Annotated in this window: 13 protein-coding genes; all 13 read left to right on the top strand. The window is 48.4% G+C overall.

Annotated elements, in window-relative coordinates:
- Nucleotides 1-4 precede the first annotated feature (4 nt).
- Entirely contained in the window at nucleotides 5-730 is a 726-nt protein-coding gene (gene pyrH, locus ACQKD4_RS07835; RefSeq protein ID WP_074034675.1) for a UMP kinase, read from the top strand.
- Entirely contained in the window at nucleotides 727-1,287 is a 561-nt protein-coding gene (frr, locus tag ACQKD4_RS07830) for a ribosome recycling factor (protein WP_074034674.1), read from the top strand. The genes pyrH and frr overlap by 4 nt, the downstream gene beginning before the upstream one ends.
- 84 nt (nucleotides 1,288-1,371) lie before the next feature.
- A complete protein-coding gene (locus ACQKD4_RS07825) occupies nucleotides 1,372-2,109 on the top strand; it encodes an isoprenyl transferase (RefSeq protein WP_214745435.1) in 738 nt (245 codons plus the stop codon).
- A gap of 1 nt (nucleotide 2,110) precedes the next feature.
- The gene (locus ACQKD4_RS07820) at nucleotides 2,111-2,908 is read left to right on the top strand and encodes a phosphatidate cytidylyltransferase (RefSeq protein WP_214745433.1); all 798 of its coding nucleotides are present in this window, start codon (nucleotides 2,111-2,113) and stop codon (nucleotides 2,906-2,908) included.
- A gap of 14 nt (nucleotides 2,909-2,922) precedes the next feature.
- Complete coding sequence (gene dxr, locus ACQKD4_RS07815) at nucleotides 2,923-4,080, top strand: 1-deoxy-D-xylulose-5-phosphate reductoisomerase (RefSeq protein ID WP_427372979.1); 1,158 nt, start codon at nucleotides 2,923-2,925, stop codon at nucleotides 4,078-4,080.
- A 3-nt stretch (nucleotides 4,081-4,083) separates the two neighbouring features.
- On the top strand, nucleotides 4,084-5,334 hold the full coding sequence (rseP, locus tag ACQKD4_RS07810) for an RIP metalloprotease RseP (RefSeq protein ID WP_427372978.1): 1,251 nt from the start codon (nucleotides 4,084-4,086) through the stop codon (nucleotides 5,332-5,334).
- Between the two features lie 32 nt (nucleotides 5,335-5,366).
- Entirely contained in the window at nucleotides 5,367-7,067 is a 1,701-nt protein-coding gene (locus ACQKD4_RS07805) for a proline--tRNA ligase (protein WP_427372977.1), read from the top strand.
- A gap of 74 nt (nucleotides 7,068-7,141) precedes the next feature.
- Nucleotides 7,142-11,434 (top strand): PolC-type DNA polymerase III, encoded by a 4,293-nt coding sequence (locus tag ACQKD4_RS07800; protein WP_427372976.1) that lies wholly within the window; start codon nucleotides 7,142-7,144, stop codon nucleotides 11,432-11,434.
- 119 nt (nucleotides 11,435-11,553) lie between these two features.
- Nucleotides 11,554-12,024 carry a ribosome maturation factor RimP gene (rimP, locus tag ACQKD4_RS07795; protein WP_015881425.1) on the top strand — a complete coding sequence of 157 codons (471 nt, stop codon included), beginning with the start codon at nucleotides 11,554-11,556 and terminating at the stop codon, nucleotides 12,022-12,024.
- A 14-nt stretch (nucleotides 12,025-12,038) separates the two neighbouring features.
- Nucleotides 12,039-13,202 carry a transcription termination factor NusA gene (gene nusA, locus ACQKD4_RS07790; protein WP_214691843.1) on the top strand — a complete coding sequence of 388 codons (1,164 nt, stop codon included), beginning with the start codon at nucleotides 12,039-12,041 and terminating at the stop codon, nucleotides 13,200-13,202.
- Nucleotides 13,199-13,474 (top strand): RNase P modulator RnpM, encoded by a 276-nt coding sequence (rnpM, locus tag ACQKD4_RS07785; RefSeq protein WP_198930016.1) that lies wholly within the window; start codon nucleotides 13,199-13,201, stop codon nucleotides 13,472-13,474. The genes nusA and rnpM overlap by 4 nt, the downstream gene beginning before the upstream one ends.
- Nucleotides 13,471-13,767 (top strand): YlxQ family RNA-binding protein, encoded by a 297-nt coding sequence (locus ACQKD4_RS07780; RefSeq protein WP_015881428.1) that lies wholly within the window; start codon nucleotides 13,471-13,473, stop codon nucleotides 13,765-13,767. The genes rnpM and ACQKD4_RS07780 overlap by 4 nt, the downstream gene beginning before the upstream one ends.
- A 21-nt stretch (nucleotides 13,768-13,788) precedes the next feature.
- Nucleotides 13,789-15,990 (top strand): translation initiation factor IF-2, encoded by a 2,202-nt coding sequence (gene infB, locus ACQKD4_RS07775; protein WP_427372975.1) that lies wholly within the window; start codon nucleotides 13,789-13,791, stop codon nucleotides 15,988-15,990.
- Nucleotides 15,991-15,994 lie beyond the last annotated feature (4 nt).

Genomic DNA, 15,994 nt, shown 5'->3' with positions numbered 1-15,994 from the left:
AGTTATGGAACCGAAATATAAACGAATTGTGTTAAAATTGAGTGGAGAAGCGCTCGCTGGAGATCAAGGTTATGGGATTGACCCTAACATTGTAAACTCAATCTCAAATCAAATTAAAGAATTGATCGAGATGGGTGTAGAAGTGGCCGTGGTTGTTGGTGCCGGAAACATTTGGCGTGGAAAGACGGGTAGTGAACTTGGAATGGACCGGGCAAACGCAGACTACATGGGAATGCTCGCCACTGTCTTAAACTCACTTGCCCTTCAAGACAGCCTTGAAACGTATGGTGTCCAAACGCGTGTCCAAACATCAATTGAAATGCGACAAGTTGCTGAGCCATACATTCGTCGCCGGGCAATGCGTCACCTTGAAAAAGGTCGCGTCGTCATCTTTGCAGCGGGTACAGGAAACCCATATTTCTCAACGGATACGACAGCTGCGCTTCGCGCTGCTGAAATCGAAGCCGATGTCATTTTAATGGGTAAAAACAATGTGGACGGCGTCTACTCTGCTGATCCGAAATTGGATGCCACTGCAGTGAAATATGAGTCGTTGTCATACCTTGATGTCTTAAAAGACGGGCTTCAAGTCATGGACTCAACGGCAACATCACTCTGTATGGACAATCACATTCCATTGATTGTATTCTCATTGCTTGAAGAAGGTAACATTAAACGTGTCGTACTCGGGGAACATATCGGGACGGTAGTAGGAGGAGTCAATTCATGAGTGTCAAAGAAGTATTGCAAACAGCTGAAGAAAAAATGGAAAAAGCGCACACGTCACTGAAACGTGATTTTGGTACGCTTCGCACTGGCCGTGCCAGCGCATCGATTTTGGATCCTGTTCAAGTTGATTACTACGGTGTTCCGACACCACTCAATCAAGTAGCAAACATCAATACACCAGAAGCGCGCTTGCTCTTGATTCAACCATGGGATAAATCAATGGTTTCAGAAGTAGAAAAAGCGATTCAAAAGGCAGACCTCGGCTTGTCTCCATCTTCTGACGGAACAGTCATCCGTTTGGCGATTCCTGCCTTGACGGAAGAACGTCGTAAAGAATTGGTTAAAATCACGAAGAAATATGCGGAAGAGGCGAAAGTCGCTGTCCGTAACGTTCGCCGTGATGCCAATGAAAACTTGAAAAAACTCGAAAAAGATGGCGAGTTAACAGAAGACGATCTCCGCGGATATGCAGATGACGTTCAAACGTTGACGGATTCGTATATCAAGAAGATTGATGAATCTGCAGCAACGAAAGAAAAAGAAATCATGGAAGTGTAATCACGGAAGTGGTATACCAAAAAGCTGTGTGGGGACCCTTTTTCTGAGAGGGTCCTTCTTTCATACAATCAGGAGGATAACAGAATGTTTAAATGGGTGAATCCTAAAACAAAAATCGAGGCAGAATTAAGTGTTCCTGAGCACGTAGCCATCATCATGGATGGAAATGGACGTTGGGCCAAAAAACGTGGTCTCCCTCGCATCATGGGTCACCGAGAAGGGATGAAGTCAATCCGTGAAGCGGTTCGGACAGCGCAAGAACTCGGGATTCAATCACTGACGCTTTACGCGTTCTCTACGGAGAACTGGACTCGTCCGGAAGAGGAAGTCTCATTCTTGATGAAGTTGCCGAAACAGTTTTTAGAGACCGATTTGAAGGAACTTCATGAACAGAACGTCCAGGTGCTTGTCGCTGGGGACACGACGAAGCTTCCACGCGAGACGCGGGAGGCTGTCGATCAGGCGAGAGAACGGACTGCCACAAATACAGGCTTGAAACTCGTCTTCGCACTCAATTACGGTGGTCGGGATGAGCTCGTCCAAGCGATGCGTAGCATTGCCGAGGATGTACAGTCTGGTATGCTAATGTCAGACGCCGTGGATGATCAGTTAATCGGTGAACGTCTCATGACTCACGTTCAAGATGTGGACCTCATCATACGTACAAGCGGTGAACAACGACTCTCAAACTTTTTACTTTGGCAAAGCGCATATGCTGAACTCCACTTTACAGAAGTATTGTGGCCGGAATTTAAGCGTGAGCATTTTGTAGAAGCGATTGAATCTTACAACGCGCGCACGCGACGTTTTGGTGGGGTGTAACATGAAGACACGAATTATTACAGGACTTTGGGCGGGCGCAATCTTTATTACCGTCATCGCACTTGGTGGTAACGCCTTTGTTTCTTTAATGGGGATTCTCGCTCTCATTGGATTGAGCGAGTTTACGTTGATGCGAAAACATAAACTGTTGGCATTCCCATTTTTAGTGACATCGCTCCTCGTTGCTTTCCCGTTTGTCTTGTTGTTACTGGAAACGCGAATCGTCACGGACGAGATGCCGTTTACTATTGAACAGTGGCTCGTATTAGGGCTTGTGTTATTACTGTTTTGGACGGTCGTCACAAAAAATCGATTCACGTATGAAGATGCAGGATTCTATTTCGTATCCGCTGTCTACTTGGTCGTCGGTTTCTCGAGTTTCGCGCTCGTACGCCTGTCTGACGATGGGTTGTCAAAAGTGTTGCTCATCTTGTTCATGATTTGGGCGACGGATTCTGGAGCCTATTTCACTGGAAAGGCGTTCGGGAAGGCAAAATTATGGCCCTCAATCAGCCCGAATAAGACGATCGAAGGGGCAATCGGTGGAATTGTATCAGCCATTGTACTCGGCATCATCTTCGTCTGGATCGATCCGATTTTACCCGTATTAGAAGTGATTATTTTAGCCATTGTCGTTGCTGTCGTCGGACAGCTCGGTGATTTGGTACAATCCGCTTATAAACGTCAGTTCGGAGTAAAAGATTCGGGTCATCTCTTACCTGGGCATGGAGGAATCCTTGACCGGTTCGACAGTATGATTGCGGTCTTTACCGTCATTTGGGTGTTTAATCTGCTATAAGAAGGAGTGTCGAGATGAAGCGAATTAGCTTAATTGGGGCGACAGGTTCGATTGGCGTGCAGACATGTGACGTCATCGAACAGCACCCCGACCTGTTTGAATTAGAGGCGTATGCGTTCGGCACGAACGTCGATGTCGCCACGGAATGGATCAATCGACTTAGACCAAAATATGTGTCGGCGACAAGTATCGAGGTACTCGAACAATTGAAGCCGCGCCTTACATATGAACCTCTATATTTCATCGGTCCTGAAGGTCTCAAAGAGTGTGCGACGGCAGAACGCGCGGATATCGTCGTGACAGCAGTCGTGGGAGCGGTCGGTCTCGAGCCGACGCTTGCTGCGATTCAAGCAGGAAAAGATATTGCACTCGCCAACAAAGAAACACTCGTTACGGCAGGGCACCTCGTCAAGGCGGCCGTAAAAGAACATGGAGTTAAACTTTTACCGGTCGATAGCGAGCATTCTGCCATCTACCAATGTTTGAATGGGGAACGAAGAGAAGATGTTTCAAAAATTATTTTAACAGCGTCTGGTGGAAGCTTCCGTGACCGTTCGCGGGAAGAATTAGCCGACGTGACGGTTGAAGATGCATTGAATCATCCGAACTGGTCGATGGGGGCGAAAATCACAATCGATTCTGCGACAATGTTTAATAAAGGGCTCGAGGTGATCGAGGCACACTGGCTGTTCGATATCGATTATAATGATATTGAAGTCATCTTGCATCGTGAATCGATTATTCACTCGATGGTCGAATTTAAAGATGCAGCCGTGATGGCACAGCTCGGAAACCCGGATATGCGGGGACCGATTCTCTATGCGCTTTCGGAACCGAAGCGGCTTGAAATTGAGGGGAATAAGCGGTTAAACTTGAAAGAAATCGGTAAGCTACATTTTCAAGAGGCTGATTTCAACCGTTATCCGGCACTTCGGTTAGCGTTTGAAGCAGGAAGAATCGGCGGCTCGATGCCGACAGTCCTGAATGCGGCCAATGAAATGGCAGTGGATCTGTTCCTAAACGGTCAGATCACGTTCTTAGAAATTGAACGACTCGTTGAAGATGCGATGGCTCAACATGAAGTGATTGCCGAACCGACGCTCGCACAAATTCTAGAAGTAGACCGGGCAGTACGTCAACAGATTCAGCAAGGAATTGAAGGTGGGGAATAAATCATGACGACTTTTATCGCCATCGTCCTGATGTTCGGGGTTCTCATTTCTGTACACGAGTGGGGACACCTCGTCATGGCGAAACGGGCAGGCATTCTCTGTCACGAGTTTGCAATCGGATTCGGTCCGAAAATTGTTTCATTCCGTAAAAATGAAACGCTCTATACCATCCGTCTCTTACCAATCGGTGGCTATGTCAAAATGGCTGGGGAAGATTTCGAACCGATTGAAGTACGTGCAGGGCAACACGTTGGACTTCGTTTAACCGAACAAGGCACAGTGGATCGGGTTTATTTTCAGCCGGACACCGCTACGGATGTTCAAGTCGTCGGTACCGTCGATAAATTTGACGCGACGCATGAATTAAAAGTACAGCTCCTCATCGATGAGGAAGTGCGTGTCTATTCGTTAGAACGGGATACACTTCTTGTCGACCAAGGGATGGAAATTCAAATCGCACCGTATGATCGCACGTTCGGTGCCCAATCGGTATGGAAACGGGTCTTGGCGATTGCAGCCGGTCCAGCGATGAATTTCGTGTTAGCGTTCATCTTGCTCATTATCGTGGGTCTCGTTCAAGGAACGCCGACGAACGATGGTCAAATCGGTACCGTTCAACCTGATTCAGCCGCTGATGAGGCAGGGTTGATGAGTGGAGATGAAATTGTTTCGATTGAAGGCGAACCAGTCACGGATTGGCTCGACTTGCGCACGGCTCTAGCTGAACGTGCCGATACGCCAACAGACGTCACATACGTCCGCGATGGTGAAGAGGCGACTGTCACCGTCACACCACAAGCGGTTGAACAAAATGGCGAAACGGTCGGGATTCTTGGTGTCACAAACGCATTAGAGCGTTCACCGGTCAAAGCCGTGACGACAGGTGCTGAGACGACGTGGACGATGTCCACCCTCATCTTCTCAGCCGTCGGTGATTTGGTGACAGGACAAGTTGGTGTCGATCAATTGGCAGGACCTGTAGGAATCGTACGGATGACAGACGAAGTGGCAGCGAGCGGTTTGATTATGCTGTTGAACTGGACAGCGCTCCTTTCTGTCAACCTCGCCATCTTCAACTTGCTCCCACTCCCGGCTTTGGATGGAGGACGTTTGATTTTCCTCTTATTCGAAGCGGTGCGAGGGCGTCCAATTGATCCGAAAAAGGAAGGATTCGTCCACTTTATCGGGTTCGCTTTATTGATGATCTTAATGTTGATTGTCACTTGGAACGACATTCAATCATTCTTTAAATAAGCTGTTTGTAGAGAAGGGAAACGTTGAACTGTATGAAACAATCTAGATTGCTCATGCCTACATTGAGAGAAGTACCGGCTGACGCGGAAGCGGTCAGCCATCAACTTCTCGTCCGTGGAGGATTCATCCGTCAAAATGCGGCAGGAATCTATTCTTATCTTCCACTCGGACATAAAGTGTTACACAACATCCAATCAATCATCCGTGAAGAGATGAATCGTGCGGGTGCACAAGAGTTATTGATGCCGGCCATCCAACCGGCAGAACTATGGGAAGAGACGGGACGTTGGGGTATTTATGGTCCTGAATTGATGCGATTGACTGACCGCCATGACCGTCGCTTCGCACTCGGTGCGACACACGAAGAATTGATCACATCAATCGTCCGAGACGAGCTCAACTCGTATAAAAAACTTCCGATGAACTTGTATCAGATTCAAACGAAGTATCGCGATGAACGTCGTCCGCGCTTTGGATTGCTTCGCGGACGTGAGTTCTTGATGAAGGATGCATACTCATTCCACGCGACACAAGAAGACTTAGACGAAGAATATACAAACATGTATAACGCGTACTCACGCATCTTCGACCGCACAGGTCTTAAGTATCGTCCGGTCGTCGCAGACTCTGGAGCAATCGGCGGGAAAGATACGCACGAATTCCAAGCGCTCGCTGATATCGGTGAAGACACGATCGTTTATACCGATTCATCGAACTATGCGGCGAACATTGAAATGGCAGAAACACTCGACCGTTATGAGATGCAACAAGCTGACGTACGTCCACTCGAAAAAGTGGACACGGAAGAAAATCGCACGATTGAAGACGTAGCGAAATTCTTGAACGTCGATCCAAAGACGACCATCAAATCTGTCCTATTTAATGTGGATGGAGAGACGGTGATGGCAATCGTTCGTGGCGACCACGAAGCGAACGAGGTCAAAGTGAAGAACGCACTCGGTGGACTCGATATTCAACTCGAAGATGAGGCAAAAATCGTCGAGTTGTTCAAGTGTGCACCAGGTACGCTCGGACCAATCCATGCGCCAGTTAAAGTCGTTGCCGACTATGCGGTCAAGTATCTCGTGGACGCTGTTTGTGGAGCGAACGAAGCAAACACGCACTACACAGGCGTGAATGCCGAGCGTGACCTAGCAGAATTGACTTATCATGATTTACGTTTCGTCGTCGAAGGCGATTTAGCACCTGACGAGTCGGGTCCTGTTCGTTTCGCTCGCGGAATCGAAGTCGGACAAGTCTTCAAACTTGGGACACGTTATTCAGAGGCGATGGGAGCGACATTCTTAAACGAAGAAGGTCGTGCTGAACCACTCATCATGGGTTGCTATGGAATCGGTGTGTCACGGACACTTTCTGCCATCGTCGAACAACATCATGACGATCGTGGAATCATCTGGCCACGAAACGTGGCGCCGTTCGATCTTCATTTGATTGCAATCAACACGAAAGATGAGGTGCAAGTTGAACTTGCAAATCGTCTTTATGAAGAGCTCGGCCAAACGTACGATGTCTTGTTCGATGATCGAAAAGAACGAGCGGGCGTCAAATTTGCCGATGCAGACTTGATCGGTCTTCCGATTCGCGTCAACGTCGGGAAAAAAGCCGGTGAAGGAATCGTTGAAGTAAAAGTACGTGCCACAGGCGAAGTGATTGAAACTTCAATCGACGAATTGAAACAAGTCATCACTTCAAAATTTAGCGAAGTTCATTAATTAATGGATGAAGGTGACAGCGTAAGCGGTCACCTTCATTTGTCGAATTGGCATAAAGGGGGAAAGACGGACCCGTGGAAGCAAATCAAAAGATGCAACTATTATTAAGTGATCTTGGGATCACGACTGAGACAGACCTGTTCGACGAAGCGGAACTCTCACGACTCGTCGTCAATAAAAAACGACGCACGTGGACGTTTTATTTTACATTTCCGACAGTCTTACCGTACGACGTCCATCAATTGTTCATGAGTCGGTTAGAAAATCGGTACGCGACGTTCGCTGACGAAGTGTACGCGCGGTTCTCGACAGCAAAAGGTGGGAGTGAGCAGGACTATATCGACTACTGGCCACGAATCGTCAGTGAATTGAGTCAAGTGTCCGGAGCGATGCGAAGCTACTTCGGATCGGTCTCACCGCGATTTGAACAGAATAAACTGTTGATCCCGGTACGCTCTGGACCTGAGGCAAGCTATGTGGACAAAGAGCTCTGTCAAGAAGTCCAAGCGCTCTATAGCGCTTATGGGTTCACGAAAAAACCGTGTCAGGCACACTTTTCTGAAGACGCCGAAGCCAGTCAGGCTTTACGTGAACAAGTGGTACAAGAAGATATCGAGCAAGCGAAAATGGCACTTGCGGCACAGTTTGCCAAAGCGACGGAAACGAACGATGAACCCATCACAGAGATTCGGATGGGTGCGCTCATCAAAGATGAGATTGTCCCAATCAAGACGATTATCGAAGAAGAGCGCCGTGTCGCCATTCGTGGTCTCGTCTTCTCCGCGGAGCGAAAAGAGCTGAAGAGTGGGAAAAAGCTATTCACTTTCAAAATGACGGACTACACCGATTCGCTCATCGTGAAAGTGTTTGCGCGCGATGACGATGACGATCGGATGCTCAGTGCCGTCAAGAAGGGCATGTGGATTCAAACGGCAGGACGAGTCGAGGATGATTCGTTCATGCGTGAACTATGCATGATGGCGTCGCAACTCCAAGAAGTGAAAGTCGAGCCACTCCGAGATGAGTGGGAAGGTGAGAAGCGGGTCGAACTCCACGCACATACACAGATGAGTCAAATGGACGCAGTCACGAACGTGTCCGCTCTCGTCGCGCGTGCCGCGAAGTGGGGACATCGTGCGATTGCGATCACCGACCATGCTGGTGTCCAAGCGTTCCCGGAAGCGTACTATGCCGGGAAGAAAAACGACATCAAAGTGTTGTACGGAGTCGAGGCGAACGTCGTCAATGATGGTGTTCCGGTTGCGTATCATCCAAGTGATGTGTCGTTAGACGATGCGACATACGTCGTCTTTGACGTCGAGACGACGGGACTTTCTGCCGTCTATAATAAAATCATCGAGCTCGCAGGTGTCAAAATCAAGGACGGGGAGATTATCGACCGCTTTGAGGCGTTCGCTGACCCGAAACATGCGTTGTCGGCGACGACGATCGAGTTGACGGGAATCACGGATGACATGGTGCAAGGACAACCTGACCCAGAAGTCATCACGAAACAGTTCGTCGAATGGTGTGGTGACAGTATCCTCGTCGCCCATAACGCATCGTTCGACATGGGTTTCCTCGAGGCGACACTTCGGAGCGGAGGTCATGAACCGGATGATTACCCGGTCATCGATACACTCGAGCTGGCTCGTACGTTGATGCCGACCTTGAAGAATCACCGACTGAACACGCTTGCGAAGCGATTCGATATCGAATTGACTCAGCATCACCGTGCGATTTATGATGCGGAGGCGACAGCGTATTTGTTGATGAAACTTCTCGACCTCGCCAAACAGATGTTTGAGATGACGACGCATCGCTCGTTGAACGCCAAAGTCGGGAGTGACGTGTCGAAGATTCGTCCGTTCCACGCGACGATTTATGCGAAAAATAAAAAGCCGGGACTTCGCCATCTATATGAACTCATTTCACTCTCTCATATCGATTATTTATATCGGATGGCACGGATGCCGCGTTCAGAGCTCGTGAAGCGCCGTGAAGGACTGTTGATTGGTTCGGCTTGTGACAATGGTGAGATTTTTGACGCTGCTTTGAATAAGTCAGATGATGAGCTCGAGAAGATGATGTCGTTTTACGACTTTATCGAGATTCACCCGCCGGCGCTCTATCACCATTTGATCGATAAAGAGATTGTCGCGAATGAGATGGAGCTCCGTGAAATCATCAAACGAATCATTCGTGTCGCGAAGAAAGCCGAGTTACCGGTATGTGCGACAGGGAATGTGCACTATTTGGACCGGGCCGACCGTTCGTATCGTGAGATTTTGATTCGTACCCAAGGTGGGGCGAACTTTATCAATACACGTAAAGAATTGCCACATGCCCATTTCCGGACGACGAAGGAAATGATGGAAGAGTTCAAGTTTCTTGGTGACGACTTGGCACGTGAAATCGTCATCACGAACCCGAATGCGATCGCCGATCAAATCGAATCGATCCAAATCATCCCGGATGACTTATATACGCCGAAAATTGAAGGCGCGGATGACGAGGTTCGGAATATGAGCTACGATATGGCCCGTTCGATTTATGGGGATGAGCTTCCTGAGATCGTTGAGGCACGTCTAGAAAAAGAATTGAAGTCAATCATCGGCCATGGATTCGCGGTCATCTACTTGATCTCACATAAACTCGTTAAGAAATCTCTAGACGATGGGTACTTGGTCGGGTCGCGTGGGTCGGTCGGGTCGAGTCTCGTCGCTACGATGACAGAGATCACCGAGGTCAACCCGCTACCGCCGCACTACGTCTGTCCAAACTGTCAACATTCGCACTTCTTCAACGACGGGTCTGTCGGTTCGGGATATGACTTACCGGACAAAGAGTGTCCGGAATGTGGCACATGGTATACAAAAGATGGACACGATATTCCGTTCGAAACGTTTCTTGGATTCAAAGGGGACAAAGTACCGGATATCGATTTGAACTTCTCGGGTGAATATCAACCGCATGCCCACGCCTATACAAAAGTGTTGTTCGGAGAAGAATATGTATATCGTGCCGGTACGATCGGAACGATTGCGGATAAGACGGCATATGGGTATGTGAAAGGATATGCGACCGAGAACGACAAGATTTATCGAAACGCTGAGGTCGATCGTCTCGTCTCCGGGGTCACCGGCGTGAAACGGACGACGGGGCAGCACCCGGGTGGAATCATCGTTGTCCCTGACTATATGGACATCGCGGACATCTCACCGATTCAATATCCTGCGGATGACAACTCGTCTGAATGGAAGACGACACACTTCGACTTCCATTCCATCCATGACAACTTATTGAAGCTTGATATTCTCGGGCACGATGACCCGACCGTCATTCGGATGCTCCAAGACTTATCCGGGATCGATCCGAAAACGATTCCGACAGACGATCCGACCGTCATGAAAATTTTCTCCTCACCAGAAGTGCTCGGAGTGACACCGGAACAGATCGAGTCGAAGACCGGCACACTTGGGATTCCTGAGTTTGGGACGAAGTTCGTCCGTCAGATGCTTGAAGAGACGAAACCGTCCACGTTCTCGGAGCTCGTTCAGATTTCAGGTCTGTCTCACGGGACGGATGTCTGGCTTGGGAACGCGAATGAACTGATTTACAACGGGACGTGTGAACTGAAAGACGTTATCGGTTGTCGTGACGACATCATGGTCTATTTGATTTACGCAGGGCTCGAGCCATCGTTCGCCTTCAAAATCATGGAGTCCGTTCGTAAAGGGAAAGGTCTCACAGACGAGATGGAGTCAGAGATGCGGGAGAACGACGTGCCGGAATGGTATATCTCTTCTTGTAAGAAGATCAAATACATGTTCCCGAAAGCGCACGCGACAGCATACGTCTTGATGGCCGTCCGGATCGCATATTTCAAAGTGCATCATCCTATCTTGTACTATGCGACATACTTCACCGTGCGCGCCGGGGACTTTGACTTATCTGCAATGATCAAAGGCCCTCAAGCCGTCCGTAAAGCGATGTCGGATATTCGGGAAAAAGGCTTCGATGCGACAGCGAAAGATAAAGGATTGCATACGGTCCTCGAACTTGCCCTTGAGATGCTTGAGCGGGGCATGAAGTTCCAAAACATCGACTTGTATCGTTCAAGCGCGACAGAGTTCTTGATTGAGGACAATACGTTGATTCCTCCATTCAATGCGGTCGATGGGCTCGGGACGAATGCGGCAAAAGCGATCGTCGAAGCGAGGGAGGAAGGACAGTTCCTCTCGAAAGAAGATTTACGCAAACGAGCGAAGTTGTCGAAAACGGTCATCGAGACACTTGATACGATGAAATGTCTTGAAGGCTTGCCTGATGAGAACCAACTCTCATTCTTTGATTTTGGGGTGTAAGTTGCGATTTGTCGGGAAAATATGATATATTGGTATCGAACAAAGTTGGATACTACGACGGAAAGGAGTAGGGAACCCTACTCCTTTCTTGTATGTAAAAGCCAGAAGGAGGGATGAGAGTGTCCAAAATAACAGAAGTCGTTGAATCGATTGCGTTGCCAATCGTCGAACGAGAAAACATGGAATTGGTCGATGTGGAATTCGTAAAAGAAGGTCCAGACTGGTTCTTGCGCGTTTATATCGATAAACCAGGGGGCGTCGATTTAGACGATTGCGTCAATATCAATGAACAACTCTCGGAAAAACTGAACGAAACCGATCCGATTGAACAGGCTTATTATCTTGATGTCTCGAGTCCTGGTGCGGAGCGTCCGCTGAAAAAGCCGAGTGATTTCGAACGTGCTGTAGGCAAAAACGTCTACATGAAAACGTTCGCTCCGATCGATGGTGCCAAAGAGTTTGAAGGAATTTTGACGGCATATGATGGGGAAACGGTCGTGATCGAGACACGCATCAAGACGAGAAAAAAAGCGGTATCGCTACCGGTAGACAAAATTGCACAAGCCCGCTTAGCGGTCACGTTTAGTTAAGGAGAGGGAAGAAGATGGGTCCACAATTACTCACTACAATCGATCAGATTGCCAAAGAAAAAGGAATTGACAAAAATATTATTATCGACGCTCTCGAACAAGCGCTCATTTCTGCATATCGCCGAAACGTCGCGAACCCGAACGAGCACGTGAAAGTCGAATTCGACCAGGTGACGGGAGACATTCGTGTCTACGCACTTTTAGAAGTCGTCGAACGTCTCACACAACCAGACCAACAGCTTTCGCTTGAGGAAGCACATGAAATCGACCCGAACTATGAGCTCGGTGATTTCCATAAAGAAGAAGTCACACCAAGTGATTTCGGACGTGTCGCAGCGATGACGGCGAAACAAGTCGTGACGCAGAAGATGCGTGAAGCGGAGCGTGAACGCATCTACAACCACTTCGCAGATAAAGAAGACGAGATCATGACAGGGATTGTGGAGCGTTTTGACCCGCGCAACTTGTATATCGGTCTTGAGAACAACATCGAAGCAGTCCTTACTCCGAACGAACAAATGCCGAACGAGTCGTATCAGATTCACGACCGAATCAAGGTATACGTGACGAAAGTTGATTCGACGACAAAAGGTTCAGGTGCTGCGATTCAAGTGTCGCGTACGCATCCGGGACTTTTGCGCCGTTTGTTCGAGCTTGAAGTACCTGAGATTTCAAACGGAACAGTCGATGTCATGTCTGTATCGCGTGAAGCAGGTGACCGTTCGAAAATTGCTGTGCACTCGGATATCGTTGACCCGGTCGGCGCATGTGTCGGACCGAAAGGACAACGTGTCCAAACAATCGTCGACGAGTTGAACGGTGAGAAAATCGATATCGTTCGTTGGTCTGAAGACCCGAAAGAGTTCGTTCGAAACGCACTCAGCCCGGCGCAAGTCGTTGCCGTCTATGTCAATGAGCCTGCGAAGTCGACGACAGTCGTCGTACCGGACTACCAATTGTCACTCGCGATTGGAAAACGTGGTCAAAACGCTCGTCTTGCTGCGAAATTGACTGGTTGGAAAATCGACATCAAGAGCGAGACAGATGCGGAAGCACTCGATTTGTTCGATACGTTCGCTGAAAAAGTTGAATCAGAACCAGAAATTGTTCAAAATGAAGTTGAACAAGACTTATCAGATGCTTCAGTTGAAACAGCTGTGGTGAAAGAAGAGGAATGACCATGAAGCAAAAGAAACTTCCTTTGCGTAAGTGTGTGGTCACACAAGAAATGCTCCCGAAGAAAGAATTGATTCGTGTCGTTCGAACGCCTGAAGGTGACGTGGTCATCGATCAGACGGGTAAAGTGAACGGTCGCGGTGCCTACTTATCAAAAGATATCGATGTTGTTCGTCAAGCAGAGAAAAAACGAACGCTCGATCATCATTTGAAAGTGAAAACGAGCGATGACTTGTATGAGCAGTTGAAAGCTGTCGCAGGTGACGAATCATGAGTCAGTGGGAATCATTGTTAGGCCTTGCCGCTCGAGCAAGGAAAGTAACGATGGGAGAAGAGTTTGTATTAAAGGATGTGCGAGCGGGTCGTGCCAAGCTCGTCATTCTAGCCGGAGATGCAGGTGCCTCGACGAAAAAACGAGTCACCGACAAGTGTGCATCTTATCAAGTGCCGCTGATTGAAGTGAGCGATCGCTATACGATCGGTGCCGCACTTGGGAAAGATATGCGTGTCGTCGTATCGGTGACAGAATCCGGATTTGCGAACAAGCTTAAGCAACTTCTCTCTTAACTATTAACGGAGGTGGATGCTTTGGGAAAACGCGTCTATGAATTTGCAAAAGAACAGAATGTAACGAGTAAGCAAGTCATTACTCAATTAGAAAAATTGAACAAACCGGTGAAAAACCACATGGCCGTCCTCGATGATGAGACAGTCAAACAGTTGGACCGTGTGTTCAATCCAGAAAAATATCGCGCTGAGAAGCAAGCTGAAGCGAAAGCGACTTCAACTTCAAACGAGCCGAAACAAGAGAAAAAAGAACAGTCACGTCCGCAAGCGGCGCAACAAAACCGTGGCGGTCAAAATAATCGCGGTGGTCAAAATCGTAACGACAACCGAAACAACGATCCGCGCAATAAAAAACGCGGAAAAGGGAAAGGTAAAGGCAAGCCGGTAAAAGCGGCTGTGCCACAAGAAGCCGATCCAAATTCGAAGACAAGTCAGCGTAAAGCGGCTCGTCTCGCTCAAGAAGCAGAGATGGGGAACGTCATCAAGTATGAGGATGTACTCAGCGTCTCTGACCTCGCAGAGAAAATGAACAAAAAGCCAAACGAAATCATCATGAAGTTGATGGGTATTGGTGTGATGGCGACAATCAACCAGACACTCGATGACGAAACAATCGAGTTGCTCGCTTCAGAGTTTGGTTTTGAAGTAGAAAAAGAAGTCGTCGTCGATGAGACAGACTTCGAAACAGTTGAGATTGACTTCTCACAATATGACCTTGAAGAGCGCCCAGCGGTCGTTACAATCATGGGTCACGTCGACCACGGTAAAACGACACTCCTTGACTCAATTCGTAACACGAAAGTCGTTGCAGGAGAAGCGGGTGGGATCACGCAGCATATCGGTGCGTACCAAGTGTCTGTAAACGACAAGAAAATCACATTCCTCGATACGCCAGGTCACGCGGCGTTCACAACGATGCGTGCACGTGGTGCGGAAGTGACAGATATCGCCATTATCGTCGTTGCGGCTGACGATGGCGTCATGCCACAAACAGAGGAAGCAATCTCGCACGCGAAAGCAGCGAACGTTCCAATCATCGTTGCGGTCAACAAAATGGACAAAGAAGGGGCAAACCCTGACCGTGTCAAACAAGAATTGACAGAGTTCGGTCTCATTCCGGAAGAGTGGGGCGGCGAAACGATTTTCGTTCCGATCTCTGCGATTAAAGGTGAAGGAATCGATGAGTTGCTCGAGATGATTCTTCTCGTATCTGAAGTCGAAGAATACAAGTCGACGCCAGACATGCCAGCTCGTGGATCAGTCATCGAAGCAAAACTCGACAAAGGTCGTGGACCTGTTGCAACGCTTCTCGTTCAACACGGTACGCTTCGTATCGGTGACCCAATCGTTGTCGGTAGCACGTTCGGTCGCGTCCGTGCAATGGTCAACGACATCGGTCGTCGTGTGAAACAAGTCGGTCCATCTACACCGATTGAAATCACAGGTCTGAACGATGTACCACAAGCCGGTGACCAGTTCATCGTGTTTGAAGATGAGAAGAAAGCACGTGCAATCGGGGAAAAACGTTACCAACGTTACCTCGAGTCACAACGTCGTGAATCAGCGAAAGTCAGCCTTGACGACTTGTTCAGCCGTATTCAAGAAGGTGAAGTGAAAGACTTGAACGTCATCATTAAAGCAGACGTACAAGGTTCAGCTGAAGCATTGGCTGGTTCACTCCGCAAGATTGATGTCGAAGGCGTCAAAGTTAACATCGTTCACCAAGGTGTCGGTGCCATCACAGAAGGTGACGTCATTCTCGCATCAGCTGCGAACGCCGTCATCATCGGTTTCAACGTACGTCCTGACGGTAACGCTCGTTCGATGGCGGAACAGGAAAATGTTGAAATGCGTCTCCACCGCATCATCTACAACGCAATCGAAGAAATCGAGAGTGCGATGAAAGGGATGCTTGACCCTGAGTTCGTCGAAGAAATCACTGGTCAAGTCGAAGTCCGTGACGTCTTCAAAGTATCGAAAGTCGGTACGATTGCAGGTTGTTATGTGACTGAAGGTAAAATCACACGTGACGCTGGTGTCCGTGTCATTCGTAACGGAATCGTCGTATATGAAGGCAAGCTCGATACGCTTCGCCGCTTCAAAGATGACGTAAAAGAAGTTGCGACTGGTTATGAGTGTGGGATTAAAGTAGAGAAATTTGATGACATCAAAGTAGAAGATGTCATTGAAGCGTTCGTCATGAAAGAAGTCGAACGTAAATAATGTG

Source organism: Exiguobacterium sp. NPDC077395 (genome assembly GCF_050269125.1).
Lineage (GTDB): Bacteria > Bacillota > Bacilli > Exiguobacteriales > Exiguobacteriaceae > Exiguobacterium > Exiguobacterium aestuarii_A.
The sequence above is the reverse complement of the archived record's forward strand: the minus strand, read 5'-3'. Positions and strand labels throughout refer to the sequence as shown.